Raw genomic sequence first — 24,945 nt, 5'->3', positions numbered from 1 at the left:
ACCCGTAAGATTCAGGAATACATCAAACATCAGCTAGAGTCTGATAAACTTGGTGACCAGTTGTCCCTACCGTATCCCGGAAGCCCGTTTACGGGCCGCAAGTAGCAGATATGCAGATGCCAGATCTAAATATGCGCCTGCTAGGGCGCTGCTGGTAACAGAGCCTTACAGGCGCATATGAAATACCACCGGCTATGCCGGTGGATTTTTATTGCGGCGAGCGCCGCCCCGGCTCATTCCCTGCGCAGCGACTGTACCAGTTCGCGGTACCGCGGGGTGTTGGACACTTCACGCAGGGCGGCTTCGATGCGTTCGGCGGTGGCGGCGTCCACGCCTCTGGCCACCATCAGGTAGCGCGGTTCGGCCGGGGGAGTGCCCGGCACCGGCCGCAGGGTCAGGGCCGCGCCCAGGTTGGGGTGGGTGCGCAGCAGATGGGCAGCCTCTTCATGGCCCATGAAGGTGATATCGTAGGCGCCGTTGGCGATGGCGCGCAGCATCCGTGCGTTGTCCTCGCGGGTGCGGGCGGGCGAGGTGCCCGTGCGCGCCAGCGCGGAGGCCAGCCAGTCGCCGTACCAGTAGCCGTCGCCCAGCACCACGCGCAGCCCCCCGGCCAGCAGCGAATCCAGGGACCGCGCGGAGGCGGCCAGCCCCGCGTGGGTGCGCCGCACCACGATCACCGGCGGCAGCGGAGCGTACAGCGGGCCAAGGAACCGGGCGTACGCCTCCCGTTCCGGCGTGCGGTAGACGCCCGGCGCGCACGCGAACGGCGCCCCGGCGCTGAAGACGGCGAGGATGTCGGTGAAGGTGCTGCTTACCAGGCGCGGCTTCAGGCCCGCGCGTTCCAGGACGGCCAGGGTCATTTCCACCAGCGGGCCGTCCTGCCTTTCGCGGGTCACCGTGAAGAACGGCGGACGGTGGTAGACGTAGACGGCGATCTCGCGCGGCGTGGATTGTGGAGCGGCCTGCGACGCCGCGTGGCCCGCGCGCGCGGGAACCACGCAGGCGGCCAGTGCGAGCAGCAGGGCGGCAATCAGGCGGCGGGTGGGCCTGAAGGGGAAGGGCCGGGCGTGTTGCAGGGGCATGGCTACCTCCGGCTGGGCGGGACAGGGGGTGTCTGATGCAGGGTGACGCCATTGCGGCGGGCCCTGAATGATTATTACATACGATGCATGCGGCGTCGTGCGTCCGGTGGTGCCGGGCATGCGTCCGGCTGCGGCGGGATGCGCTGTGGACGGCGCGACGCCGGGACGTGCGCAGGGGACGGGGTACCCAGCACCCGATGGCGCGCGGGCGGCAACCGGTCAGGGGGCGGCGGCCACGTCGCCCAGCACCTCGGCGATGGCGTCGTCGATGCGGCGCAGGGTGGCCTCGTCCACGCCGCGCCCGCACATCAGGTGCCGGGTCTGGGGCTGGCCCACCAGGGGATCCGGCCCGGCCAGGGACACCAGTTCCAGCGCCTGAAACAGCCGGGGCGACCGGCGCAGCAGTTCCGTGGCTTCTTCCTGCTCCATCAGGGTCATGTCGTAGCGGCCGGATGCCAGCATTTCCAGCAGGGCGGCGTTGTCGGCCGTGCTGCGGTAGACGGGCGCGCGGGACCGGGCCAGGGCATCGTCCAGGGCTGGACCGTACGAAAAGCCGCCACGCAGCACCATGCGCAGCCCGGTGGCCAGCAGCGCGGCCAATCCCCGTCCACCGTCGGCCCGGTGCGCCACCTCGGCGCGGAGTACGGCCACCGGCGACAGGTTGCGATAGATGGGCGCGCTGAACCGCGCGAACTGCTCGCGTTCGCGGGTACGGTACCAGCCGGGAGAGCAGGCGTAGGCATCCGGGTCCTGTTCCAGTTGCACCAGAATGCGCTTGGGCGGCATTTCCGCGACGTGGTAGGGGATGCGCGCGGCGTCCAGCACGCGGCGCACGGCGTCGACGAGAAATCCCCCGGCCTCGCCGTGGGCGAAGGTGTAGTAGGGCGGGCGGTGAAAGGCCAGGATGGCCAGTTCGCGGGGGGCGGCGTCTTCCGTTTGCGTGGCCCGGAGTTGGACGGGGGCGGCGGAATCTGCCTGCGTCCCCGAGCCGGCATCCGCGCGTGCCTGCACGGGCAGGGCCAGCAGGCACCAGAGCACGGACGCGAGAACAAGTCCCGTGGCCGTGACCGGCGGAAAATGGCGGCGGGTGCGGGGCGGACAGGCGTGCATGGGGCTGCCTTTCCGGGTACGGCACCGGAGGATACGACGCGAAAGGCGACGGCACGGGCCGCCGCAACCGGAAACCGCCGGAAGAAGCCGTACGTTCGGAGTATGCGTATTGTTAGACGGGCGCGGGATGGCGGTCAAGCGACGAAGTGGCGGGGGCGCGAACCGCGCCGGATTGCGTGACCGGGAGGGACGGCGCGCAGGCAGGCACGGCGGCAATGCAAAAGCCCCCGGAACAGTGTTCCGGGGGCTTGCATGCATGGCGCGCCAGGAAGGATTCGAACCTCCGACCTACAGGTTCGTAGCCTGTTGCTCTATCCAGCTGGGCTACTGGCGCGCAAGGTGCGCTGTTTCGCGGGGCTTGCGCCCCGCCACGGAAGCGGCTGCCGTGTCGCATGGTTCCGGTGCATGCCTGAGTGGCGCGCCAGGAAGGATTCGAACCTCCGACCTACAGGTTCGTAGCCTGTTGCTCTATCCAGCTGGGCTACTGGCGCGTGTCTCCGGAACACTTCCGGACCTGCTGGCGTGACGCCCTGCGAAGCCCGGATCTTTCGCTGGCGCGCCGGGAGAGATTCGAACTCCCGACCTACAGGTTCGTAGCCTGTTGCTCTATCCAACTGAGCTACCGGCGCAGCGAGAGAAGGCATATATGCCCGATGGGGGCGGATCGTCAAGCGATTTCGTGCAGGTCCCGCATGCCTTTTCGGTGGAGGCGGCGAGACGCCCGCCAGCCCGGCCCGCGTGTCCCCGCGTGTCGGGCCACGTTCCGATCCGGACTGTTGCCCCGGCACGGGGAAAGGGATAGACCGGGCCTCTCCGGTTTTTCCGGATGGAGGATTCATGAGCCTTGATGCCAAGATCGACGGGGCGCGCCAGTTGCTGCGCGAAGTGCTGGACCGGCACGGCCCGCACCGCGTGGCCGTGGCCTGGACCGGCGGCAAGGATTCCACGCTGGCGCTGGCGCTGTGGCGCGGCGTGCTGCACCACGGCGCGCCCGGCGCGCGCCCGCTGGCCCTGAACCTGGACACAGGCTGCAAGTTTCCGGAAGTGCTGGTCTTTCGTGACAGGCTGGCCGTGGAGTGGGGCGTGGAGATGCACATCGCCCGGCCGGATGTGGCCCCCGGCTACCCGGTGGCCGTGGACCGGGCCGCCTGCTGCCGCGACCTGAAGGTGACCCCGCTGCTGCGCGCCCTGCGCCGACTGGACGTGGCCGTGCTGCTCACCGGCATCCGCCGCGACGAACACCCCGACCGGGCCGCGCGGCCCGCCCGTGAACCCGTGGCGGAACCGCCCCACCTGCGCGTGCACCCGGTGCTGGACTTCACCGAGATGGACGTGTGGGCCGCCACCATGCAGCTTGGCCTGCCCCATTGCGAGCTGTACGACCGGGGGTACCGCTCGCTGGGCTGCATGCCGTGCACCCTGCCGCCGGGAATGGCCGGGGACGCCGGGCAGGGCGCGGGCGGCGAACGCGCCGGGCGTGCCGCCGACAAGGAGGCCGTGCTGGCCTCGCTGCACGCCCTGGGCTATTTCTGACCGGCACGCTCAGGGCCGCGCATGCGAAAGGGGACGGAAGCCATGTGGCTTCCGTCCCCTTTTCGCGTGTCCGGTGGGACCGGCGGATGGGGGGCCGTCCCCGTTTGTCTAGGTCCGGTCGCAGTACACGTTCTCCATGAACGATTCCAGCGCGTCGTCCATCTGGTCCACGTATTCGCCCACGGTATGGGTGGTGCGGCAGGTGGCGCAGCGCAGGAACACTTCGTGGCAGGTACGCTCCACCCGCAGCGCGGTGCCGCAGGCGCGGCAGGGAATGGTGGTCTGGGCGGCCCGGGCATGCCCGAAGCCGTAGCTCGTGCTGTACATGCGGTCTCCTTGCGGCGCGGCGTGGAAGTGGCGGTCCGGATGCGGCGGGGCGGTCCCGCGCGTCATGCCGGTCATGCCGAACATGTCCATATAATGGCCGCGCAGGCGGGGCATACCGCATCGCGCCCGTACCGGCAATCCCTTTCCGCCGCCTTCCCCTTGCGCAAACCCGTCCTTCGTGTACTATGGTAAATACTGCCGGTTATTGCGTGAACCGGTGCCCGACGGCCCGGCGCCCCGGCGGATTCCCGCTCACTTCCAAGGAGACCGCGATGCTTTCCGAACGCATGAACCAGGCCCTGAACGATCAGGTGAAATGGGAAATGTACTCCAGCTACCTGTACCTCTCCATGTCCGCCTACTTCGCGGACATGGGCCTTGCAGGCTTCGCCAACTGGATGCGGGTGCAGGCGCAGGAAGAACTGTTCCACGCCATGAAGTTCTACGACTTCATCAACGAGCGCGGCGGCCGGGTGATCCTGCAACCCATCGACGCGCCGCCCTCGTCCTGGGACGGCGTGCTGGACGCCTTCCAGAAGACCCTGGAGCACGAGCGGCACGTCACCGCGCGCATCAACGACCTGGTCAACGTGGCCATCGAAGAGCGCGACCACGCCACCAACATCTTCCTGCAATGGTTCGTCACCGAACAGGTGGAGGAAGAGGACAGCGTGAACGACCTGCTGCACAAACTGCGGCTCGTCAACGGCGAAGGACAGGGCATGCTGCTGCTGGACAAGGATCTGGCCGCGCGGGTGTTCACCATGCCCGCCGCCCCGGCGTAGGCGGAAACAGTCCGGCCTGAACGGAAACACAAGGATGGCCCGGCCGAGGGGCAACCCCGGCCCGGCCGTCCGCCTTCTCATGCGATCCGCCCCAAGGCGCGGAAAAAACGGCGAGACGGCACACACAGAGCAAGGAGGTGCGGCGTGAGCCACACGGGCAGAAACATCGTCATCGGCGGCGAGGCCGGGCAGGGTCTGGTCACCATCGGCCAGATGCTGACCAAGGCCCTGATCCGCAGCGGCTATGAGGTCGTGGTGTCGCAGGACTACATGTCCCGCGTGCGCGGCGGCCACAACACCTACAGCATCCGCGTGCACGACGCGCCCATCGCCGCCCCGGCGGACGCCATGGACGTGCTGGTGGCCCTGAACCAGGAGACCGTCAGCCTGCACAAGCACGAACTGGCCGAGGGCGGCATCGTCATCCTGGACGCCGGGCTGGACCCCGAAGGGGCCAGGGCCGTGCCGGTGCCGTTCAAGGACGTGGCCCCGCGCCCCATCTTCGAGAACGTGGCCGCGCTGGGCGTGCTGGGCTCGCTGCTGGGGGTGGACCGGCCCACCATGGAAGGGCTGGTGCGCGAAACCTTCGGCAAGAAGGGCGACGAGGTGGTGGGCCAGAACATGAAGGTGCTGGACGACGCCTGGAAATGGGCGGAAGCCCACCGCGCCAGTTGCGCCGCGCTGCCCGCGCCCAAGGGGGCCAAGGGCCGCATGATGCTGCACGGCAACGAGGCCATCGCCCTCGGCGCGCTGGCGGCGGGCGTGAAGTTCTGCTCGTTCTACCCCATGACCCCGGCCACCTCGGTGGCGCAGGAACTCATCACCAAGGGGCGCAAGCTGGGCGTGGTGGTGGAACAGGCCGAGGACGAGATCGCCGCCATCAACATGGCCCTGGGGGCCACCTACACCGGGGCCAAGGCGCTGGTGCCCACCTCGGGTGGGGGTTTTGCCCTGATGACCGAAGGCGTCAGCCTGGCGGGCGTCATGGAGGCCCCGGTGGTCATCGTGCTGGCCCAGCGGCCCGGCCCGGCCACCGGCCTGCCCACGCGCACCGAACAGGCCGACCTGAACCTGGCCCTGTACGCGGGCCACGGCGAATTCCCCCGCGCCATCCTGGCCCCGGCCACCATCGAGGACTGCTTCCACCTCACCCACGCGGCCTTCGACCTGACCGAGCGCTTCCAGACCCCGGTCTTCGTGCTGACCGACCAGTACCTGTCCGACTCGTACCGTGCGGTGGTTCCCTTCGACCTGGATGCGCTGCCCCCCGTGGCCGAGCCGGACTTCAGCCCCGGCGGCGGGCCGAAATTCAAGCGCTACAAGCGCTACGAACTGACCGAAAGCGGCATATCACCCCGCAAGGTGCCCGGCTTTACCGAAACGCTGGTGCTGGCCGACTGCCACGAGCACACCGAGCAGGGCAACATCACCGAGGACGCGGACCTGCGCACCGCCATGAACGACAAGCGGCTGCGCAAGGGCGAAGGGCTGAACAAGCTGGTCATCCCCCCGCGCGTGTCCGGCGATGCCAAGCCCGACCTGATGCTGGTCTGCTGGGGCTCCAGCGAGGGGCCGGTGGCCGAGGCGGCGGAGATGGTGCGCGCCAAGGGCCGCACCGTGGGCGTCATGAGCTTCACCCAGGTCTGGCCGCTGGACCCCGCGCAGTTCCTGCCCGCCCTTCAGGCGGCGAAGGAAGTGGTGTGCGTGGAAGGCAACGCCACGGGCCAGTTCGCCCGCCTGCTGCGGCAGGAGACCGGGTTCGAGGTGTCGCGCACGCTGCTGCGCTATGACGGGCGTATCTTTACGCCGGGGTGGCTGGCGGAGCGCTTGGGCTAGGGCAACCCGGCCTTTTTCCCGCTGGTGGACCGGACAACGGAATTTCACAGGGAATTTCCAGGAGCGATCATGGATATCGAAGTCTACGGCGAATACAAGAAGACCGCGTGGTGCCCCGGCTGTGGCAACCACGACGTGATGAAGGCCGTGCGGCAGGCGCTGGCCGGGCTGGACCTTGCCCCCAACAAGGTGGCGCACGTCTCCGGCATCGGGCAGGCGGCCAAGGCGCCGCACTACATCGACCTCAACGGCTTCAACGGCCTGCACGGGCGTGGCCTGCCCCCGGCGCAGGCCATCAAGCTGTGCAACCCGGAGCTGACCGTCATCGCCCAGAGCGGCGACGGCTGCAACTACGGCGAGGGCGGCAACCACTTCCTGGCGGCCATCCGCCGCAACGTGGACATGACCCTGCTGGTGCACGACAACCAGATCTACGGCCTGACCAAGGGGCAGGCCAGTCCCACCACCCCGGAAGGGCAGATCACCAAGAGCCAGCCCGACGGGGTGCGCAACGCGCCGTTCAACCCCATCGCCGTGGCCGTGGCCATGAAGTGCTCATTCGTGGCGCGTTCGTTTTCGGGCAACACTCCGCACCTGGTGGAGATGATCCAGCTGGCCGTCCGGCACAAGGGTTTCGCGCTGGTGGACCTGTTCTCGCCGTGCGTGTCGTTCAACAAGGTCAACACCTTCGGCTGGTACAAGCAGCGCTGCCAGGAATTGCCCGAGGACTACGACCCCACCGACTGGTCCGCCGCCATGCAGGTGGCGCAGGAGTTCGGCGAGCGCATCCCCATCGGGGTCATCTACCGCAACGACAGGCCATCGCTGGACGCCAGCCTGCCGGTGCTGCAAAAGGGGCCGCTGGGCCGCCAGCCCGTGGACAGGGACGGGTTGCGGGCGTTGATGCAGTCCTACACGTAGAAGCAGTTTCCAGATTGTCCTTTCGCCCGTTGGCTGCGTCAAACTTCGCCTGCCATAGCGTTGCTGTCCTTATCCGTAAGACTCGCGCTGCGCGCTCGCCTAACGGCTAAGGCTCGGTCGAATACGAGAAGAGTATGCGCTGCGGTCGCCATCCGTAATGCTCGAAGACTCGCATAACGGCTGCCGCACTCCCTCATGGCAGGCTCGTTTTCCTTGCCAACGAACGAAAATCCTAATCTGGAAACTGCTTCTAAATCGAGTGACTCCGTCGTCTCTTTCGCCGGTTTCATTCAAGACCTGTAGTAACCCGCCCGCCGGGTCGGCCGCCGCCGCGCGGCCGACCCGGCGGGAGCCGCAAGGGAGGACACCATGCACAAGGTCGTGCTGTATGCCGTTCAGGGCGAGGTGCCGTGTTTCGTGCACGTGCTGCTGAACGCGCTGGACATGCACGCGCGCGGCTGGGACGTGCGCGTGGTGGTGGAGGGGCAGGCCATCAAGGTCGTGCCCGTGGTGGCGGGCACCGGGCATACGATGCGCCCGCTGTTCGAGAAGGCGCGCGACGCCGGGCTGTTCGCCGGGGCCTGCAAGGCCTGCGCGGCCACCCAGCGCATGACCGAAGAGGTGCAGGACACGGGCCTGGAACTCATCGGGGACATGGGCGGGCACCCGGCCATGGCCGATTGGATCGCGCAGGGCTACACGGTGATCACCATGTAGGGGCTGTTTCTAAATGAGGATTTTCGTTCGTTGGCAAGGAAAACGAGCCTGCCATGAGGGAGTATACTCTTCTCGTATTCGACCGATATGGCAGGCGAAGTTTGACGATGCCAACGGGCGAAAAGACAATTTAGAGACAGCCCCTAGCGCCGTGGCATGCAGGAGCACGGTGCCGGAACGCACCCGTGCTCCCAAGGGGGCGGGCCGAACGCACGACGCGCCCCGCCGGACGAGCTTCCGGCGGGGCGCGTTGCGTTCTTGGCGGCGCAAAGGGGGACGGTTTCGTGGCGGCGGCGCCAGGCCGTCACGGGCTGAAGGATATCCCTCGTTGCCGTGTGGGCAGTGGACGGGGAACGCCGCGTCGCGCCGCTATTCCCCCAGCACGGCGCGCAGCAGCGAGGCCAGTTGGCGGCGCACCAGTTCCGTTTCCGCCGTGGACACCTGCGGCATGTCGGCGGGGCGGTTGGCCCCGGCCAGCGCGTCGCCTTCCTCGATGTCGGCCAGCGCCGCCGCCGAGCGGCCCATGATGCAGAAGAACCGTTCCGGTTTCCAGCCCATGCGCTCCAGTTCCGCGGCGGCGGCGGGGGAATACTCGAAGCCGGGCAGGCCGTCCGTGCCCACGGCGGGGTGGGGGGCCTCCCCTGTCCGCTTCGCCCAGTCGCGGAAGCGGGGAAAGTCGTCGATGAAGCGGGTCAGTTCGGCATTGTCGAAGGGGGGCTGGTCGTAGAACCCGGCGGCGTGGGCCTGCGGAGCCAGCAGCGCCAGCGCAAGGCAGATGCAGGCCATGGACGCGGCCAGGCCGAGGATACGGCAGAGCGGGGCACAACGGGATGAAGGCGTGAACATGGAAATCCTTTGGTTGCGGTAGGGGGCGGGGAGCGCCAGCGGATGTGGCGGGCACTTCCCGGATGTACCACCTGTCTACAGGCGGGGGCGGCGAAAGGGAAGCCCGGCGCGGAGACCGGGCCATGACGGCGGTTACCGGCTTGCGGCGCGGCGTGCCGGTGGGCCGTCCGTTCACTACGCTGGTCGCCCGTTCCCACGCCGACGCGGGAACGAAACGGCCGGTGCGGCGACGCACCGGCCGAAGGGGACCATGGAGTCGGGGGAACCGGGGAAACCGGGGAAACCGGGGGAACTGAGGGAACCGAGGGAACTGGGCTTGCGCACCGCACCGCCGAAGGGGCTGCGGTGGCCGTTCGTCCTTAGTCGTACTTCACCGAGCTGATCTTCATCAGGCGGTCCCAGTTGTGGTACGATTCGATGTAGCGGATGGTGCCGGTCTTGCCGCGAATGACCACCGAGTGGGTGATGGCGCCGGAACCGGTGTACTGCACCCCGCGCAGGAAGGTGCCGCCCGAGATGCCCGTGGCGGCGAAGAACACCTCGTCGCTGCGCACCAGGGTGTCCACGGTGTGGATTTCGCGCAGGTCAAGGCCCGCGTCGTGCAGGGCTTCCTTTTCGGGGTAGGACTGCGGATCCAGGCGGGCCAGTATCTGGCCGCCCACACCCTTGATGGCGCAGGCCGCCAGCACGCCCTCGGGGGTGCCGCCGGTGCCCATCATCACGTCCACCTCGGAGCGGGGGTCAACGGCCATCAGCGCGCCTGCCACGTCGCCGTCGGTGTGCAACTGGATGCGCGCGCCCGACTCGCGGATGCGCTGGATGAGCTTTTCGTGGCGCGGCTTGTCCAGCACGAACACCACCAGGTCGTCCACGTCCTTGCCCAGCGCCCTGGCGATCTTTTGCAGGTTTTCCTTCACCGGGGCGTCGATGTCGATGACGTCGCGGACCGCCGGGGGCACCACCAGCTTCTGCATGTAGAAGCTGGGGCCGGGGTTGTACATGGTGCCCGCAGGCGCCACGCCCACCACGGAAATGGCGTTGGGGCGGCCATAGGCCAGCAGCTTGGTGCCTTCCACGGGGTCCACGGCCACGTCGATGGCCGGGCCACGGCCCGTGCCCACCTTTTCGCCGTTGTGCAGCATGGGGGCGTGGTCTTTCTCGCCTTCGCCGATGATCACGTGGCCGGCCACGTTCAGCGAATTGAAGGACAGGCGCATGGCGTCCACGGCCGCGCCGTCGCCCGCGTCGTTGTTGCCCTTGCCCAGCCAGCGGGCGGAGGCCAGCGCGGCGGCTTCGGTGACGCGCACGAGATCCAGGGCGAGATTCTTTTGCGGGGCTTCCATCAACGGTCCTCCAGTGGGGTGGTGCTTCATGCTTCGGAAACGCGACGCGCCGCGTGAACCCGTGCGGCGCAAGGCCGTGCGGGGCGCGGGCTCGGGCGGCGTCCGGCGGTCGGAGGGGCGGCCCGGCAGGGCGACGAAGAGTGCGCGCCGTGCGTCCGGTGGGGACTCTAGCGCAGCCCCTTGGCGGCTTCAAGACAAAACACGAACCGTTGCGATGCGGCGTGCGCGGATTCCCCTTGGCGGGTCGGGCGAGGGAAGAGGCGGAACGGAAACGCGCCCGAAAGTGGAGGCTTCCGGGCGCGGTGCGTACAGAGGGGTGACGGTGTCCGGAAACGGTGTGTCCTGCACCTAACGAAAGACCACGGTCTTGCTGCCGTTGAGCAGTACCCGGTGCTCGATGTGGAAGCGCACGGCCCGCGCCAGGGCCAGACATTCCACGTCGCGGCCCACGGCCACCAGGTCGTCGGGCATGTGCGAATGGTCCACCCGCGCCACTTCCTGTTCGATGATCGGGCCCTCGTCCAGGTTTTCGGTGACGTAGTGGGCGGTGGCGCCGATCAGCTTCACGCCGCGCGCGAAGGCCTGGTGGTAGGGCGAGGCGCCCTTGAAGCTGGGCAGGAAGGAATGGTGGATGTTGATCACCCGGCCCTTGAACCGCGCACAGAATTCCGGCGACAGGATCTGCATGTACCGGGCCAGCACCACGAGGTCGATGGACTGTTCCTCGATGAGCCTGGTGATGCGTTCTTCCTGTTGCGGCTTGTTGTCCTTGGAAATGGGCAGGTAGTGGAACGGGATGTCGTGCATCTCGGCGATGCGCTGGAAGTCCTGGTGGTTGGAGACGATGGCCGGGATGGTGGCGTTCAGCGCGCCCGTCTCGCAGCGGAACAGCAGATCGTTCAGGCAGTGCCCGAAGCGCGAGACCAGCACCAGGATGCGCGAAGTGCTGCCCGCGTCGAACAACTGCCATTCCATGTCGAAGGTGGCGGCCACACCGGCGAACAACCGCTCCAGTTCGGGACGGCCGGGGCCGTCGTCGGGCATCTCGAAATGGATGCGCAGGAAGAAGCGCCTGCTTTCGCGGTCGCCGAACTGGGCGCTGTCCAGGATGTTGCAGCGCTGCACGGCGAGAAAGGTGGAAACCGTGGCCACGATGCCGATGCGGTCGGGGCAGGAGATGGTCAGGATGTACGGAGAGGCCATGCGTGGTCCTTGTGCGACGGGGCCCGGCGCGCGGGCGCGATGCGGTTTGGTCTCCTGCGGCTGCGGTGGCTGGTCATGTGGTGTGATGGGTTGCCTTACGACAGAACCGCGCGCGCTTCAACAGGATTGGGAGCCGGGGGGCGTGCACGGGGCGCGCGCCAGTGCTCGCGCAAGGACGCGACAGCCCCTGCCCGCAGGGCGGGACTCACCACGGTACGCCGCGCCGGGCGCGGCTGCATGCGGGCAGGGGAGGGGCGTGGCGGCCCTACAGGCAGGTGCCGATGCCGTCCATGTAGAAGCGGGTGACCTGGGGCAGGCTGGCGCGGTCGCCTTCGCGGCGGCGGGCCCAGCGGCGGCGGAACATGCGCACCGCCTTGCGGAAGCGGGCGGATTCGAAGCCCAGCATGTTCAGGGCCATGAGGGCGTCGTCGATGGTCAGGCGGCCCTTTTCGATGAAGGCGTCCAGTTGGCGGCATACGGCGTAGAAGCACTGCACCCGCCGCCGGGGCGAGAAGAACCCGATGGAGGGCATGCGCGAGCGCAGGGTGTCCACTGCCTCGCGCAGGGCGTCGAAGTCGTCGATGCAGCGGATGGCCTCGTGCATGGGCATGCACGTGCGGTTCAGGAATTCCGCGAATTCATCCAGGGTACTGAAGCGTCGGCGGGACATGGCGCACCTCCCGGCCGGTGACGGCCCGCGATGATGGACGTGGATGCGGCATTCTGCGCCATTTGCCCGCAAAGGACAAGCAAATGCCTTCCACCGGGCGCGGGTGGCGAAAGAGCGTGCGGCGACGCGGCGTGGGAAGCGGGCGGGGCCGGGCAATGCGCCCGGCCCCGTGCCAGCCTACTGGTTCTGGTACTTCGAGCTCTTGGAGGTCTTGGCTGCCTTGGCGGTCTTGGTGGTCTTGTCCGCCTTGGCGACCTTGGTCTGCTTTTTGGCGGCGGCCTGCTGGGTGTTCTTCTTTTTCACGGCCACCTTCTTGGGGGCCTTCTTCTTCTGCTGCGCCTGCCGGGTTTCGATGGTCTGGGGCTTCTTCACCGTGGCGGCTTCGCCGACGGCGGGCAGGGCCAGAAACGACACGCACAGGGCGGCGAGAAGGGCTTTGGTCAGGGTCTTCATGCGATGCGGCCTCCTGCAAGGGATTGTTTGCGCCTTCTCTGCACCCATGGCTGTAAAAGTCAACCGGAAAAATTCAAGACCGTGCGTTGTTGCGGGGATGTGCGGGAAAAATAGGAAAATATTCCGCAAGTAAGGTTGTCTGCCGTGAGGGAATGCATCATGAATGAAGGAATGTGCGGTTCAAATTTCTTGCTTGATTTTCAAACTATATGTGTTGAAAGTTGCACTTGATGCATAGTGCATGTCGCTTCCAACGCAACATCCCGCATGTCTGGCATATGACAACAGTGGTGATGCTGCCAGCTGCGTTGCGGTGTCATGCCCTGCACGCAGTTTCGTGCCGGGGGCGCGTGCGGATGCTCCGGCCCCACGCGGCCCCCATGCGGTGAAATACAGGGAAGTCCCGTGGCGTGCTTCCGGATTGCCATCGGCGGCGCTTTTCCATAGCCTGACGCCGCGCGCTTCGCATGCCTGCCGTGCGTCGTCTGTCGGAAAGGGCAGCCGGACCCGCACCGCCACGGTTCGTTCCGCATCATCCGCAACCACGTGATATCCATGCCCGCATCCTCCCCGCCCATGCCTTCGGGGCACCTCCTCATCGACCTGTCGGCCACCGGCGCGGCGTTGCCCCATGGACCGGCACTGCCTGTCGATGCCGAACTGCCGCGCCTGCTGCACGTATTGGCGGACGGCGCGCGCCTGGTATTGCAGGCGCCGCCCGGCGCGGGCAAGACCACCCGCGTGCCGCTGGCCCTGCTGGCGGCCCCGTGGCTGGCCGGGCGCAAGGTGGTGCTGCTGGAACCCCGCCGCCTTGCCGCGCGGGCGGCTGCCCGGCGCATGGCCGCCACCCTGGGCGAGGCGGTGGGAGAAACCGTGGGGTATCGCATGCGCCTGGATACCCGCGTGGGCCCGCGCACCCGCGTGGAGGTGGTCACCGAGGGCGTGCTGACGCGCATGCTCCAGGCCGACCCGGAACTGGCCGACGTGGGCTGCGTGATCTTTGACGAATTTCACGAGCGCAGCCTGCACGCCGACCTGGGGCTGGCCCTGTGCCTGGATTGCCAGGAGGGTTTGCGGCCGGACCTGCGGCTGGTGGTCATGTCCGCCACGCTGGATTCCGGCCCCGTGGCCGCGCTGCTGGGCGGCTGCCCGGTCATCGAAAGCGCGGGCCGCGCCTTTCCGGTGGACACCCGCCACCTGCCCCCGGCGCGGGGGTGGCTGCCCTACGACACCACGCCGCCTGGCGTGCTGGAGGACGCGGTGGCCGATGCCGTGCGCCGCGCGTTGCATGAAGAGACGGGCAGCCTGCTGGTGTTCCTGCCGGGGGCCGGGGAAATCCGCCGCACGGCGGAGAGATTGGCGGGTCTTGCCGCCACGCCGCACGGCCCCGTGACGGTGCATGCCCTGTACGGCGACCTGGCCCCCGAACAGCAGGACGCGGCCATCGCCTCCGCGCCGCCGGGCACGCGCAAGGTGGTGCTGGCAACGGCCATCGCCGAGACCAGCCTGACCATCGACGGCGTGCGGGTGGTCATCGACGCGGGGCTTGCGCGGGTGCCGCGCTTCGACCCGCGCTCCGGCATGTCGCGACTGGTCACGGAACGGGTATCGCTGGCCGGGGCGGACCAGCGCCGGGGCCGCGCCGGGCGTACCGGGCCGGGCACGTGCTGGCGCCTGTGGCGCGAGGGCGAGGAGGCCGCGCTGCGCCCCTTTGCCCGGCCGGAGATCCTCGACGCCGACCTTGCCCCGCTGCTGCTGGAACTGGCCCTGTGGGGCGTGCCCGACGCCCTGGGCCTGCGCTGGCTGGACGCGCCGCCGCAGGCCAACCTGGCCCAGGCGCGCGACCTGCTGACCCTGCTGGGCACGCTGGACGCGGCCGGGCGCATCACGCCGCACGGGAGAAGGGTGGCCGCGTTGCCGTTGCACCCGCGCCTGGCGCACATGGTGGTGCGGGCCGGTGAACTGGGCCTTGGCGCCACGGCCTGCTGCGTGGCGGCCCTGCTGGAGGAGCGCGACCCCATGCGTGATGCGGGCGCGGACCTGCGGTTGCGGGTGGCCCTGCTGGCTGGTGACGGTCGGGGCACGGGCAACGGGCCCATGTTGGCCCGCCTGCGCGAGGCCGCCCGGCAGGTGGCCCGGCTGTCCGGCGTGGACTGGTCCGCAGCCGGGAGGCGGGGGACCGAGACGGGGCGGGAAGCACGTCCGGATGTGCGCCCGGACCCGGAAGCCACCGGCGAAGTGCTGGCCCTGGCCTATCCGGACCGGGTGGCCGAGGGGCGCGGGCAGGGGCAGTTCCGCCTGTCCTGCGGGCGCGGGGCGTTTCTGCCGCCGGAAGACCCGCTGGCGCGCGAACCCTTCCTGGCCGTGGGCGACATGGACGGCGAGGCCGCGCGCGGGCGCATCCGCCGTTGCGCGCCCCTGACGCGGGAGCATATCGAGGACGCCTTTGCCGCGTCCATCGTCGAAGGGGCCTTCGTGGTCTGGGACGACCGGGCCGAGGCCGTGGCCGCGCGGCGCCAGCGGCGGCTGGGCGCGCTGGTGCTGGACGACGCCTCCCACGACGCCGCCGATCCGGAGGCGGTGACGGCGGCGGTGGTGGCGGGCATCCGGTCCCTGGGGCTGCACTGCCTGCCGTGGACGCCGGAACTGGAGCAATGGCGGGCGCGGGTGGCCTTTCTGCGCGGGCTGGCGTTGAACGGGTCGGGCCCGGACGCGGGGGGCTACCCCGACGTGTCTTGGCCCGACGTGTCCGACGCGGGCCTGCTGGCCGGGCTGGAGCACTGGCTGGCCCCCTATCTGACCGGCATCACCCGGCGGTCGCAGTTTTCGCGCATCGACCTTGCGGGCGCGCTGGCGGCCCTGCTGCCATGGGAACTGGCGCGCCGCCTGGACGCCGAGGCCCCGGAACGCATCGAAGTGCCCTCCGGCTCGCAGGTGCTGGTGGATTACGCGGCGGATGGCGGCCCGGTGCTGGCCGTGAAGTTGCAGGAAATGTTCGGCGCGCGCGAAACGCCCCGCGTGGGCGGGGGGCGCGTGCCGGTGGTGGTGCACCTGCTGTCACCCGCCGGGCGTCCGTTGCAGGTCACCCGCGACCTGGCCGGTTTCTGGCGCACCGGGTATCCTGCGGTGCGGGCGGAGATGCGCGGCCGCTACCCCAAACACCCGTGGCCGGAAGACCCCATGGCCGCCCCGCCTACCCGGCTGACCACGCGGCGCATGCAGCAGGCGGCCACGGTGGGCGGAACGCCGGAGAACGGCGGCAAGGGCGGCGGCCGCCCACGCTGACGGGTGATCGTTGACGGGCGGGCGCATCCGCTCATGTTTTCTTCCCCCGCCCCGTCCGGCGCGCCCCATTTGCGCTGCCGGGCGTGGGTCTGGTATCGCCGGGAAAAAAGGAGACGCACGATGACGTACCAACGCCCGGCACGGCCCGTTCCGGTCCGCCAGCCGGTTTGCCGGTCGGTCCGTCGGTCGGCCCCGCTGCTGGTCTTGCTGCTGGCGGCCCTGCTGGCGGGCGGTTGTGGCCCCAAGCGGGCCATCACCGGCTTTCCCGGCGAATCCACGGAGGAAACCCGCCCCGCGCCGCAACAGGCCGAACCGCAGCGGCCCCGCATCGTCACCTTGGCCACGCCCTACGATTCCAAGGAGGCGCGCCGCAAGCTGGCCCCTGGCAAAAACACCATCCGGGGCACGGCCACGGCCAAAGCGCCTGGCGGCGAAGTGCAGACCTGCGCGGGCAAGCCGGTGACCCTGGTGCCGGTGACGGCCTATTCCAGCGAACGTATGTTCGCCATCTACGGCAGCGACGACAAGGGAGCCCTGCGCCTGGGGCAGGGCGCGGCCCCGCCGCCGGTCATCACCAACGACGACCCGCAGTACCTCGCCGACCATCCACAGACCGTGTGCACCGACAGCGGCGCCTTCGTCTTCAAGGACATCGCTGACGGGCAGTTCTTTATCGTCACCGGCTTCACGTGGCAGACGGCAGACAAGAAGCCGCAAGGCGTGGGCCTGATGCAGCGGGTTTCCGTATCCGGCGGGCAGACGCGCAAGATCGACATGAAGCCGTAACGGGGGGGAGCAGGGCAAGGCCGCGCGGCCCGGTAAATGGACTGACGCACCGCCCGCGCGCCCCCGCCCGACCCTGCTTGTCTGGCTCTGCATGACTGCCCCGCCTGACTGACCGACCCTGCCTACCCGGCCTTTACATTGCGTTGTTTGCAACTTCTCCCGAAAGGTGGGAAGTTGCCCTTCCGGCAAGCACACGCTGGTCCTGTTTCCGGCCAGGGGAGGCGCCATGCGCCTTCCCACGGCCGTTTTTTGCGTTTTGCGGCAACCGTGGCCCATGCCCGGTGGCCGCAGCCGGGCGCGCGCCGCCCCGGCCCACCCGAAATGGCTGGAGTTTCCATGAATGGAACCGACGCCTTGAAACGATATCTGGTCTTCGGATGCTCGCTGTTTTTGTGCGCCCTTGGCATCGCCCTGGTCACCAACGCCCGGCTGGGCACTACGCCCATCACCAGCGTGCCCTACGTGCTCTCGTTGCTGTCGGGCCTGTCGCTGGGTATGCTCACCCTGCTGGTGAACATGGTGTTCGTCGTGCTGCAGATGTGCGTGATGCGCGAAGGGCTTTCGCGCAAGTACCTGGTGCAGTTGCCCGTGGTCATGGTGTTCAGCGTGTTCATCGACATCGCCATGGCCCTGACCAGGCCGTTGCCGCTGGACGGCTACCCGCTGCAAATGGGCGCGGTGATCGTGGGCAGCGCCATCCTGGGGCTGGGCATCGCCTTCGAGATCGTCTGCCAGGTGGGCATACTGCCCGGCGAAGGGCTGGTGGTGGCCATCGCCTACCGGACACGGCTGATGGTGGGCAACGTGAAGACCCTGTTCGACTGCGGGCACGTGGTGGCGGCCGTCATCCTGAGCCTGGTCTTCGCGGGCGCCGTGCTGGGGCTGCGCGAGGGCACCGTGGTTTCCGCGCTGCTGGTGGGCAACTTCGTGCGGCTCAGCGGTCCGTTGGCCCAGCGGGCCACCCGGCTGTGGGAGACGTGAGTTGGGCGGGCCGGTGCCGGGGGCGGGGGATGCCCATCCGGCCTGGCGGGAAATGCGGGGGGAACTCCAGGAATCCTTGCTGCCGATGGCCGATCGGGCGTAAAAGGATGGTAATGATATCCATGCGCCCGGAAGCCCCGGCGGACCTGCGGAAAACAGCCGGCCAGCCGCGTGGTGGGTGGCGGCGCCAGGCAAGGTCGCGCGCCATCCGGGGGACGTGCGGGAGCGGGACGGCCAGAGGATGTGGTGCGTGTCCTCGCCAGGTACAGGGAGCCCGATACCGTTCAGCCAGCCGCAACCGCAGTGGCGTGCCGCTTCGGCCGCGCATGACAGGAGGCCACAGTGAACGAGGCGCATGCCGGGCACACCCGGCACAAGGAATATTCCCTGCCCGTGGCTGTGGCTTCCGCCGCCGTCCTGTACTGGGTGGGGCAGGCCGGCGGGGTTGGCGTGCTTGCCGCGCTGAACGCGCTGGCGCTCTTCTCCATACTGTACAGCGCGTTCAGCGTGGTGCGCCATGCGGACGTGCTGGCCCACCGCTTCGGCGAGCCGTTCGGTTCGCTGATCCTCAGCCTGGCCATCGTGGTGCTGGAGGTGAGCCTGATCAGCATCCTGATGCTGTCCGGCTCTGCGGGAGAGACGCTGATGCGCGACACCATCTATTCGGTGGTCATCATCGTCATGAGCGGGTTCATCGGCGTGGCGCTGCTGCTGGGGGGCAAGCGCTACACGGACCAGTCCTTCAACTTCACGGGCATCAAGCACTTTCTCATTTCCATCATTCCGCTGGCGCTCATGGTGCTGGCCCTGCCCACCGCGCTGGGCACCGGCAGGCTGAGCCCCGGGCAACTGCTGGTGGCGAGCGCGGCATGCCTGCTGGTATACGTCTATTTCCTGCGCATCCAGACCGTTACGCACCGCTGCTTCTTCGTCTACGAGGACGAGGATTCCGACGGGCACCACGCCATCCCTTCCGTACGCAGCTCGGCCTGGCACTTCCTGTTCCTGGCCGTGCACCTCGTGGCGGTGATCGGGGTGACCAAGCTGTCCAGCGCCCCCCTGCAAGGATTGATGACCGCCCTGGGCGCGCCGCAGGCCTTCACCGGTTTTCTGGTGGCGCTGCTGATCCTGTCGCCCGAAGGGGCGGGCGCGTTCCACTCCATTCTCCAGAATCAGGTGCAACGGGCCATGAACCTGCTGCTGGGATCGGTGCTGGCCACCATATCGCTGACCGTGCCCGTGGTGGCGGCCATCGCGTCGCTGACCGGGCAAACCCTGCTGCTGGGGCTGGACCTGCCGTCCATCCTGCTGCTGGTGGCGACGTTCATGGTCTGCCAGACCTCGTTGACCGGGGGCTCGACCAACGCCCACAGCGGTGCCGCCCACGTGGCGCTGTTCATGGTGTATGTGATGCTGCTGTTCAGCTAGGGGGGCGGCGAGGGAAGCCGGGCGCCGCATCGGAACGCGGACGGATTTCGTGACGGCGCGAACCCGCCAGCCATGGTTCGGGCTGGCCGGGAGCATCAAAGCGGAAACGGGTTGTGCCTGATGGTCACAACCCGTTGTTTTCATGGTCGGAACGACTGGATTCGAACCAGCGACCCCCTGCTCCCAAGGCAGGTGCGCTACCAGGCTGCGCTACGTTCCGGCGGGGCCACGGCGGTGGCGTCGTGGCGTACGGTGGTCAGATAGTCGAAAGCGTGCCGTGGCGCAAGGGGAAAGGGTGGCCGGGCCGGGTGCTGTCGCGCGTGGTGGCGGAACGAAGGTGCATCGGGCGCGGACGCAGGGCGGATGCCGGAGCCGTACGCCCGTGCCCATTCGCACACCGTGGGTACTCCATATTTCTTGCGGCATTTCCATGCCCCCGGCATGCGCGAACATGCCGCAATGCATCAACTCTTGCCCCAGGCGTCCGGCCCAGGCGTCAGTCCGGACCGGAAACTTTTTCGGAGCGGCGCGTTATTTTGCGTGCGGCACGCTTGACGGCAGGGGGGAAGGTGCGTATTTACGCATCTCCTTACCAAATTGGCAGCGTTCTTGTTTCCCTCGTTCGATCTTCGCATGTGCAAAGCTCCGGACAGATGAAAAGAAGAGCCTGAGAAAATTCCGGAGTATTACACATGTCCAAGAAGCTCTACGTCGGCAACCTTCCCTTCTCCAGCAGCGAAAGCGACCTGCGCGCCCTGTTCTCCAACCACGGCGAAGTGCAGTCCGTCGCCCTGATCATGGACCGCGAAACCGGTCGTCCCCGTGGCTTCGGCTTCGTGGAAATGGATGACGACGGCGCCCGCGCCGCCATGGAAGCCCTTGACGGCCGCGACTTCCAGGGCCGCAGCCTGAAGGTGAACGAAGCGCAGGAACGCGCTCCCCGCCAGCCCCGCTGGTAGGTCTTCGCTCTCCCCTATCGTCTGGACCGGGTCCCACCCATTTCGGGCGGGACCCTTTCTTTTCGGCGCGGATCCGCGCCACAAGCCGGAGGAGACCCCTATGGCAAAAGACGATTATTTCGAAGTGGCGGGCGTGGTGCAGGAAGCCCTGCCCAGCACCCTGTTCCGGGTGGAACTGGAAACGGGCCACACCGTGCTCAGCCACCTGTGCGGCAAGATGCGCAAGTTCCGCATCCGCATCCTGCCCGGTGACAAGGTGCGTGTCGCCATGTCCCCCTACGACCTGACCAAGGGCCGCATCGTGTTCCGCGAACGCTAGGCGGCCCGCCACGGCCCCCGCGCCGTGTCCCGTAGCCTGAAGGCCCCCGCTGGTATCCTGACCACGGGGGCTTTTCGTTTGCGATCCTCCCCCCGCGATGGGGATCGGGTCGGATACTGTTGGGCGAGAATGGCGGCGGCTGGCTGACGGGCGTCTGGGCACGGGCGTCATCGGAGCGGGCTCGGACGATGGACGCGGCGGGCGGCAGGGCGGCGAGGTGAAGATGCGAAAGGACGCCGGAGCGCGGGCTTTGACACCCCCGGCCGCATGGGGCATTGCGGTGTGGGGCGAAGACGGTCGCCACGCTTCCCCCATTTTTTCGCACCCTCTCCGGAGCCGTTCATGGGACACATCGCCGCCAGGGACATCTACCGCCGCCTCGGCCACGCCATCGACAACACGCCCGTGCGCACTCCGTGGAACGACGCCTTCCACGCCATGCTGCGCGAACTGTATACGCCGGAGGAAGCGGAACTGGTGGTGCGCATGCCGTACCGTCCGTCGTCCATGGAGCGGCTGGAACGGGTCACGGGCATGCCGCGCGCCCGATTGCAACCGCTGCTGGACCGGCTGTGCGACAAGGGGCTGGTGCTGGATATCCGCGAGGACGGCGACCACGCGATCAACGCAACCGGGGCCGCCGAACGTCGGGCCGTGCCGGAGCACGGGCATGGCGGGCATCATGGTCACGCCGCCCACTCCCGCATTCACACCCCCGCCGTCCCGGCCACCCCGAACGCCCAGCCCTTGGACGACGGCTGCCTGTACATGATCAGCCCTATCGTCATCGGCATTTTCGAGTTCACCATGATGCGCACCGGCGGGGCGCTGCCCAGCAGGCGCTGGGCGGAACTGTTCCACGACTACATGTTCGGCGACCGGGCCTTCATGGACGCCAACTTCGGCGACGGGCAGCGCGTCTCGGTCATGCGCGCCCTGCCGCACCAGGAAACCCTGGGCGACCACGTGGAAATCCTGGACTACGAGCGCGCCGCCACGCTGGTGGAGGAACAGCGCACCTTTGCCGTGGGCTTGTGCTCGTGCCGCCACGAAAAGCACCACCTGGGCACCCGCCAGTGCGACGTGGACATGGAGACCTGCACCTCCATGGGGTCCGGCGCGGAATACCTGATCCGGCACGGCTTCGCACGGCGCATCGACAAGGCGGCCATGCACGACATCCTGGCCCGCTCGCGCGACCTCGGCTTCACCCTGTCTGCCGACAACGTGCAACAGGGCGTGGGGTTCATCTGTCACTGCTGCGGCTGCTGCTGCAACCTCATGCAGGGCATCCGCCAGTGGGGACACGCCGGGGTGCTGGTCACCTCGTCGTTCATCGCCCGGTGCGACGCCAGCCTGTGCAACGGCTGCGGCCTGTGCGGGCGGGCCTGCCCCATCGACGCGGTGTCGCTGCCCGTGCCGTCCGACGGCCGCAAGCGCGACCGGCGTTGTGTGGTGGACGAGGCGTACTGTCTGGGCTGCGGGGCCTGCGCCCTGAAATGCCCCACCGGGGCGCTGCGGCTGCATCCGCGCCAGCGCAAGGTGCTGCACCCGGCGGACAGCTTCGAGCGGGTCATCTTGCAGAGCCTGGAGCGCGGCACCCTGCAGAACCTGGTCTTCGACAACCCCAACAGCCGCACGCAGGAATTCATGCGCGGGCTGGTGGGCGGCTTTCTGCGCCTTGGCCCGGTGAAGCGGACGCTGATGGGCGAGGCGTTGCGCTCGCGCTTTCTCGACGCGGTGCGCCGCATGGCCGGGTAGGGCGCGTCGTTCCCTTTCCGCATGGCAAAGCCCCCGCCGGCAACGCTGGCGGGGGCCTGGTGTTTACAGGACCGGGAACGGGAGCGGGATCGACATCCGGCGGCGTCCGCGCGATGCCCGGCGGGGCGCGCCGCGCCGCGTCAGTTGCAGGGGGTGGGGTGCGATTGCAGCAGGTCCGCGGCGATGACGGCGCGTTCCCCCTCATCGGCCGGGTGCACGCACAGACAGTCCGCGCCCTGGCCCACGGCGGCGGCGCGCTTGTCGTGCCTGCCGAGGTGGCTGCCCAACTCCGCCGAGTGTCCGATGAACATGGGGCTGTAGCCCGTGTCCAGCACCGCCTGCGGCTTGCGGGCGAACATGAACACCCCGCTGAAGTCGGCCAGGGGGGTGCCCAGCGGGTACACCGCGAAGGTGTAGGCCTTGCCCGAAGCTCCGGTGAACGAGGTCATGGCGATGGGTTCCATAGTGCCTCCTTCGTGTTGCGGGAAATCCGATACCCTTTGGTATCATATAGGCACATAACGACGGCGCCGCAATGATTTGCGCAGAACGGTGGCGTCATGCAGTTCCGGAACACCGCCCCCAGGGACTTTTCTCCAAATTAGGATTTTCGTTCGTTGGCAAGGAAAACGAGCCTGCCATGAGGGAATATGCCTCATCCGTTGGCGAGTCTTCGAGCCTTACGGATGAGGACCGCAACGCGCTCTTATCGTATTCGACCGAGCCTTGGCCGTTAGGCGAGCGCGCAGCGCGAGTCTTACGGATAAGGACAGCAACGCTATGGCAGGCGAAGTTTGACCGCGTTGCGCACGATGGCCGTAGAGCTCGCAAGCTCGCCCAACGGCCACGCTTCGCGCCCTTCGGGTCGGTCAGCCAACGGACGAAAAGACAATTTGGAGACGTCCCCTAGAATTCGATGCCCTTGGTCGCCTGCACCCCCTTCTGCCACGGGTGCTTCACCTCGTTCATCTCGGTGACCAGGTCGGCCCGCTCGGCCAGCCAGCCGGGCAGCCCGCGCCCGGACAACACCAGGTGCTTGCATTGCGTTTCCGCCAGTTCCAGCAGGCATTCCACTTCTTCGTTGGTCACGATGCAGTAGCCCAGGGCGTACAGGGTTTCGTCCAGCACCAGCATGTCCACCTCGGGCAGGATGTCTTCGGCCCATTGCAGCAGGTCCAGCGCGGCCTTGCGGTGGGCGGGGCGGTCCTCCTCGCGCCGCAGGAATCCCTTGCCTCCGGCGCGGAAGCGTTCGCCCAGCAGCCGGTCCAGCATCGCCTGCTCGCCTGCCTGGCCGGGGCGTTTCATGAACTGCCCGAAGGCCACGGTCAGGCCCTGCCCCAGGGCGCGGATGGCCTGCCCCACGCAGGCGGACGTCTTTCCCTTGCCGTTGCCGGTATATATCAGCAGCATGCGTCAGTTCTCCGGGGTGTCCCAGCCCACTCCCGGCACGGCGGCCCCGCAACGGGCACACCGCGGCGAGGCGGGCAGGTGGGTGTGAAAGCCTTCGCGCCGGGCGAACAGCGCGCCGCAGGCGGGACAGTGGGTGGATTCGGCGGGGTGGCCCGGCACGTTGCCCGGCATGTTACCAAGATAGACGAAGTGCAGCCCTTCCTCGCGGCCGATCTCCCAGGCGCGCTCCAGCGTGGCGGGCGGCGTGGGGGGGCGGTCGGTCAGGCGGTAGGCCGGGTGGAAGCGCGAAAGGTGCCACGGCACGCCGGGGCCCAGTTCGTCGCGGATGAACCGGGCCATGTCGCGCACCTCGGCCGGGTCGTCATTCAGGCCGGGGATGAGCAGGGTGGTCACCTCCAGCCACCAGCCCATGCGGGCGATGGTGCGCAGGGTGTGCAGCACCGGCTTCAGCCGCGCGCCGCACTGTTCGGCGTAGAAGCGTTCGGTGAACGCCTTCAGGTCGATGTTGGCCGCGTCGATGCGGTGTTCCAGTTCGGCCAGGCATTCCGGCGACTGGAACCCGTTGGAGACCATGATGGTGGCAAGCCCGGCGGCGCGGGCGGTGTCCGCCGTGTCGCTCATCAGCTCGAAGAAGATGGTGGGCTCGGAATAGGTGAACGACACCGACGCCGCGCCGCTGGCCCTGGCCTCGGCCACCAGCCGGGCCGGGGTGGTGCGTTGGCCGCGCACGATGCCTTCTTCCGCCGGCGGGCGCGACAACGACCAGTTCTGGCAGAAGCCGCAGGAAAGGTTGCAGCCCATGGTGCCGAAGGAATAGGTGAGCGTGCCCGGCATGAAGTGGAACAGCGGCTTCTTTTCCACCGGGTCCAGGTTCACGGCGGCCACGTTGTCGCCCACCAGGGTGAACAGCCTGCCCACGGGAGCGGTTCCCGGCGGCGCATCCGGCCCCGGTGTGTCTGGCCCCGGCACGTCTGGCCCTGACACGTCTGGCCCTGACATGTCCGGCCGATTCACCCGCACCCCGCAGCGGCCCGAGCCGCCCGCCGGGATGACGCAGTAGTGGCTGCACAGGCGACATTGCACGCGCGCCACGCCCGCATCCGGGGATGCGGCGCCGGTGGTGCCAGTGGTGCCAGCGACGTCGGGGGGAGGCAGGGGCTTCCAGAGGCGTGCATCGAGCATGGCGGTGG

The 24,945-nt window shown here is 68.3% G+C and carries 23 protein-coding genes, 4 tRNA genes and 1 pseudogene; 13 read left to right on the top strand and 15 right to left on the bottom strand.

The window, feature by feature from the left end; genetic code table 11:
• Positions 1–105: pseudogene (locus V6B97_RS05800) on the top strand (IS200/IS605 family transposase); the annotation flags it as partial.
• 128 nt (positions 106–233) lie between these two features.
• On the opposite strand, the gene V6B97_RS05795 reads toward V6B97_RS05800, so the two are convergent.
• From V6B97_RS05795 to V6B97_RS05775, 5 genes are all read right to left on the bottom strand, one after another.
• Positions 234–1,082 (bottom strand): substrate-binding periplasmic protein, encoded by an 849-nt coding sequence (locus V6B97_RS05795; RefSeq protein ID WP_333505547.1) that lies wholly within the window; start codon positions 1,080–1,082, stop codon positions 234–236.
• A gap of 219 nt (positions 1,083–1,301) precedes the next feature.
• A complete protein-coding gene (locus V6B97_RS05790) occupies positions 1,302–2,192 on the bottom strand; it encodes a substrate-binding periplasmic protein (protein WP_333505546.1) in 891 nt (296 codons plus the stop codon).
• Positions 2,193–2,449: 257 nt separating this feature from the next.
• Positions 2,450–2,526 (bottom strand) — tRNA-Arg (locus tag V6B97_RS05785).
• Positions 2,527–2,606: 80 nt separating this feature from the next.
• Positions 2,607–2,683, bottom strand: a tRNA-Arg gene (locus V6B97_RS05780).
• Positions 2,684–2,744: 61 nt separating this feature from the next.
• Positions 2,745–2,821, bottom strand: a tRNA-Arg gene (locus V6B97_RS05775).
• A gap of 208 nt (positions 2,822–3,029) precedes the next feature.
• Between V6B97_RS05775 and V6B97_RS05770 the strand changes: the two genes are divergently transcribed.
• Positions 3,030–3,725 (top strand): phosphoadenosine phosphosulfate reductase family protein, encoded by a 696-nt coding sequence (locus V6B97_RS05770; RefSeq protein ID WP_333505545.1) that lies wholly within the window; start codon positions 3,030–3,032, stop codon positions 3,723–3,725.
• Positions 3,726–3,833: 108 nt separating this feature from the next.
• Here V6B97_RS05770 and V6B97_RS05765 read toward each other — a convergent pair whose 3' ends face one another.
• On the bottom strand, positions 3,834–4,052 hold the full coding sequence (locus V6B97_RS05765) for a dual CXXC motif small (seleno)protein (protein ID WP_333505544.1): 219 nt from the start codon (positions 4,050–4,052) through the stop codon (positions 3,834–3,836).
• Positions 4,053–4,324: 272 nt separating this feature from the next.
• Here V6B97_RS05765 and V6B97_RS05760 point away from each other — a divergent pair, with 272 nt between their 5' ends.
• The 4 genes from V6B97_RS05760 to V6B97_RS05745 all read left to right on the top strand — a co-directional run bounded on the left by V6B97_RS05760 (position 4,325) and on the right by V6B97_RS05745 (position 8,311).
• On the top strand, positions 4,325–4,837 hold the full coding sequence (locus V6B97_RS05760; RefSeq protein ID WP_333505543.1) for a ferritin: 513 nt from the start codon (positions 4,325–4,327) through the stop codon (positions 4,835–4,837).
• A 144-nt stretch (positions 4,838–4,981) separates the two neighbouring features.
• Entirely contained in the window at positions 4,982–6,673 is a 1,692-nt protein-coding gene (locus V6B97_RS05755) for a 2-oxoacid:acceptor oxidoreductase subunit alpha (RefSeq protein WP_333505542.1), read from the top strand.
• A gap of 69 nt (positions 6,674–6,742) precedes the next feature.
• Positions 6,743–7,594, top strand: a complete 852-nt coding sequence (locus V6B97_RS05750; RefSeq protein WP_333505541.1) for a 2-oxoacid:ferredoxin oxidoreductase subunit beta — start codon at positions 6,743–6,745, stop codon at positions 7,592–7,594.
• A 369-nt stretch (positions 7,595–7,963) separates the two neighbouring features.
• Positions 7,964–8,311: a cytoplasmic protein gene (locus tag V6B97_RS05745; RefSeq protein ID WP_333505540.1), complete on the top strand. Its 348-nt coding sequence runs from the start codon at positions 7,964–7,966 to the stop codon at positions 8,309–8,311.
• Between the two features lie 369 nt (positions 8,312–8,680).
• On the opposite strand, the gene V6B97_RS05740 is transcribed toward V6B97_RS05745, so the two are convergent.
• The 5 genes from V6B97_RS05740 to V6B97_RS05720 all read right to left on the bottom strand — a co-directional run bounded on the left by V6B97_RS05740 (position 8,681) and on the right by V6B97_RS05720 (position 12,826).
• A complete protein-coding gene (locus tag V6B97_RS05740; RefSeq protein WP_333505539.1) occupies positions 8,681–9,157 on the bottom strand; it encodes a hypothetical protein in 477 nt (158 codons plus the stop codon).
• 359 nt (positions 9,158–9,516) lie between these two features.
• Entirely contained in the window at positions 9,517–10,500 is a 984-nt protein-coding gene (glpX, locus tag V6B97_RS05735) for a class II fructose-bisphosphatase (RefSeq protein WP_333505538.1), read from the bottom strand.
• A gap of 348 nt (positions 10,501–10,848) precedes the next feature.
• Complete coding sequence (gene purU, locus V6B97_RS05730) at positions 10,849–11,703, bottom strand: formyltetrahydrofolate deformylase (protein WP_333505537.1); 855 nt, start codon at positions 11,701–11,703, stop codon at positions 10,849–10,851.
• A gap of 265 nt (positions 11,704–11,968) precedes the next feature.
• Positions 11,969–12,373, bottom strand: coding sequence for a hypothetical protein (locus tag V6B97_RS05725; protein WP_333505536.1), 405 nt, complete (start codon positions 12,371–12,373; stop codon positions 11,969–11,971).
• A 177-nt stretch (positions 12,374–12,550) separates the two neighbouring features.
• On the bottom strand, positions 12,551–12,826 hold the full coding sequence (locus V6B97_RS05720; protein WP_333505535.1) for a hypothetical protein: 276 nt from the start codon (positions 12,824–12,826) through the stop codon (positions 12,551–12,553).
• A 555-nt stretch (positions 12,827–13,381) separates the two neighbouring features.
• Between V6B97_RS05720 and hrpB the strand changes: the two genes are divergently transcribed.
• From hrpB to V6B97_RS05700, 4 genes are all read left to right on the top strand, one after another.
• The gene (hrpB, locus tag V6B97_RS05715) at positions 13,382–16,111 is read left to right on the top strand and encodes an ATP-dependent helicase HrpB (protein ID WP_333505534.1); all 2,730 of its coding nucleotides are present in this window, start codon (positions 13,382–13,384) and stop codon (positions 16,109–16,111) included.
• Positions 16,112–16,231: 120 nt separating this feature from the next.
• Positions 16,232–16,897, top strand: coding sequence for a hypothetical protein (locus V6B97_RS05710; RefSeq protein WP_333505533.1), 666 nt, complete (start codon positions 16,232–16,234; stop codon positions 16,895–16,897).
• 336 nt (positions 16,898–17,233) lie between these two features.
• Entirely contained in the window at positions 17,234–17,878 is a 645-nt protein-coding gene (locus V6B97_RS05705) for a YczE/YyaS/YitT family protein (protein WP_333505532.1), read from the top strand.
• 342 nt (positions 17,879–18,220) lie between these two features.
• Entirely contained in the window at positions 18,221–19,306 is a 1,086-nt protein-coding gene (locus V6B97_RS05700; protein WP_333505531.1) for a hypothetical protein, read from the top strand.
• Between the two features lie 143 nt (positions 19,307–19,449).
• Here the strand turns inward: V6B97_RS05700 and V6B97_RS05695 are convergent.
• Positions 19,450–19,526: transfer RNA gene (locus V6B97_RS05695), tRNA-Pro, on the bottom strand.
• Positions 19,527–19,998: 472 nt separating this feature from the next.
• On the opposite strand from V6B97_RS05695, the gene V6B97_RS05690 reads away from it, so the two are divergent.
• The 3 genes from V6B97_RS05690 (at position 19,999) to V6B97_RS05680 (ending at position 22,345) form a co-directional block, all read left to right on the top strand.
• The gene (locus V6B97_RS05690) at positions 19,999–20,265 is read left to right on the top strand and encodes an RNA recognition motif domain-containing protein (RefSeq protein ID WP_007521357.1); all 267 of its coding nucleotides are present in this window, start codon (positions 19,999–20,001) and stop codon (positions 20,263–20,265) included.
• Positions 20,266–20,365: 100 nt separating this feature from the next.
• Positions 20,366–20,584 carry a translation initiation factor IF-1 gene (gene infA, locus V6B97_RS05685; protein WP_012611350.1) on the top strand — a complete coding sequence of 73 codons (219 nt, stop codon included), beginning with the start codon at positions 20,366–20,368 and terminating at the stop codon, positions 20,582–20,584.
• 342 nt (positions 20,585–20,926) lie between these two features.
• On the top strand, positions 20,927–22,345 hold the full coding sequence (locus tag V6B97_RS05680) for an ATP-binding protein (RefSeq protein WP_333505530.1): 1,419 nt from the start codon (positions 20,927–20,929) through the stop codon (positions 22,343–22,345).
• A 140-nt stretch (positions 22,346–22,485) separates the two neighbouring features.
• Here the strand turns inward: V6B97_RS05680 and V6B97_RS05675 are convergent, their stop codons facing one another.
• The 3 genes from V6B97_RS05675 to amrS all read right to left on the bottom strand — a co-directional run bounded on the left by V6B97_RS05675 (position 22,486) and on the right by amrS (position 24,937).
• Positions 22,486–22,809, bottom strand: a complete 324-nt coding sequence (locus V6B97_RS05675) for a hypothetical protein (RefSeq protein ID WP_333505529.1) — start codon at positions 22,807–22,809, stop codon at positions 22,486–22,488.
• A 442-nt stretch (positions 22,810–23,251) separates the two neighbouring features.
• Entirely contained in the window at positions 23,252–23,755 is a 504-nt protein-coding gene (locus V6B97_RS05670; RefSeq protein WP_333505528.1) for a cob(I)yrinic acid a,c-diamide adenosyltransferase, read from the bottom strand.
• Positions 23,756–23,758: 3 nt separating this feature from the next.
• A complete protein-coding gene (gene amrS / locus V6B97_RS05665; protein ID WP_333505527.1) occupies positions 23,759–24,937 on the bottom strand; it encodes an AmmeMemoRadiSam system radical SAM enzyme in 1,179 nt (392 codons plus the stop codon).
• Positions 24,938–24,945 lie beyond the last annotated feature (8 nt).

The organism is Nitratidesulfovibrio sp. 1201_IL3209 (assembly GCF_036763125.1).
Classification (GTDB): Bacteria; Desulfobacterota; Desulfovibrionia; order Desulfovibrionales; family Desulfovibrionaceae; genus Cupidesulfovibrio.
The sequence above is the reverse complement of the archived record's forward strand: the minus strand, read 5'-3'. Positions and strand labels throughout refer to the sequence as shown.

What these genes read in the sequence shown, in the direction of transcription:
- V6B97_RS05795 (WP_333505547.1), bottom strand. Translation starts at nt 1,082, where the DNA reads ATGCCCCTGCAACACGCCCGGCCCTTCCCCTTCAGGCCCACCCGCCGC.
- V6B97_RS05790 (WP_333505546.1), bottom strand. Translation starts at nt 2,192, where the DNA reads ATGCACGCCTGTCCGCCCCGCACCCGCCGCCATTTTCCGCCGGTCACG.
- V6B97_RS05770 (WP_333505545.1), top strand. Translation starts at nt 3,030, where the DNA reads ATGAGCCTTGATGCCAAGATCGACGGGGCGCGCCAGTTGCTGCGCGAA.
- V6B97_RS05765 (WP_333505544.1), bottom strand. Translation starts at nt 4,052, where the DNA reads ATGTACAGCACGAGCTACGGCTTCGGGCATGCCCGGGCCGCCCAGACC.
- V6B97_RS05760 (WP_333505543.1), top strand. Translation starts at nt 4,325, where the DNA reads ATGCTTTCCGAACGCATGAACCAGGCCCTGAACGATCAGGTGAAATGG.
- V6B97_RS05750 (WP_333505541.1), top strand. Translation starts at nt 6,743, where the DNA reads ATGGATATCGAAGTCTACGGCGAATACAAGAAGACCGCGTGGTGCCCC.
- V6B97_RS05745 (WP_333505540.1), top strand. Translation starts at nt 7,964, where the DNA reads ATGCACAAGGTCGTGCTGTATGCCGTTCAGGGCGAGGTGCCGTGTTTC.
- V6B97_RS05740 (WP_333505539.1), bottom strand. Translation starts at nt 9,157, where the DNA reads ATGTTCACGCCTTCATCCCGTTGTGCCCCGCTCTGCCGTATCCTCGGC.
- glpX (WP_333505538.1), bottom strand. Translation starts at nt 10,500, where the DNA reads ATGGAAGCCCCGCAAAAGAATCTCGCCCTGGATCTCGTGCGCGTCACC.
- purU (WP_333505537.1), bottom strand. Translation starts at nt 11,703, where the DNA reads ATGGCCTCTCCGTACATCCTGACCATCTCCTGCCCCGACCGCATCGGC.
- V6B97_RS05725 (WP_333505536.1), bottom strand. Translation starts at nt 12,373, where the DNA reads ATGTCCCGCCGACGCTTCAGTACCCTGGATGAATTCGCGGAATTCCTG.
- V6B97_RS05720 (WP_333505535.1), bottom strand. Translation starts at nt 12,826, where the DNA reads ATGAAGACCCTGACCAAAGCCCTTCTCGCCGCCCTGTGCGTGTCGTTT.
- hrpB (WP_333505534.1), top strand. Translation starts at nt 13,382, where the DNA reads ATGCCCGCATCCTCCCCGCCCATGCCTTCGGGGCACCTCCTCATCGAC.
- V6B97_RS05710 (WP_333505533.1), top strand. Translation starts at nt 16,232, where the DNA reads ATGACGTACCAACGCCCGGCACGGCCCGTTCCGGTCCGCCAGCCGGTT.
- V6B97_RS05705 (WP_333505532.1), top strand. Translation starts at nt 17,234, where the DNA reads ATGAATGGAACCGACGCCTTGAAACGATATCTGGTCTTCGGATGCTCG.
- V6B97_RS05690 (WP_007521357.1), top strand. Translation starts at nt 19,999, where the DNA reads ATGTCCAAGAAGCTCTACGTCGGCAACCTTCCCTTCTCCAGCAGCGAA.
- infA (WP_012611350.1), top strand. Translation starts at nt 20,366, where the DNA reads ATGGCAAAAGACGATTATTTCGAAGTGGCGGGCGTGGTGCAGGAAGCC.
- V6B97_RS05680 (WP_333505530.1), top strand. Translation starts at nt 20,927, where the DNA reads ATGGGACACATCGCCGCCAGGGACATCTACCGCCGCCTCGGCCACGCC.
- V6B97_RS05675 (WP_333505529.1), bottom strand. Translation starts at nt 22,809, where the DNA reads ATGGAACCCATCGCCATGACCTCGTTCACCGGAGCTTCGGGCAAGGCC.
- V6B97_RS05670 (WP_333505528.1), bottom strand. Translation starts at nt 23,755, where the DNA reads ATGCTGCTGATATATACCGGCAACGGCAAGGGAAAGACGTCCGCCTGC.
- amrS (WP_333505527.1), bottom strand. Translation starts at nt 24,937, where the DNA reads ATGCTCGATGCACGCCTCTGGAAGCCCCTGCCTCCCCCCGACGTCGCT.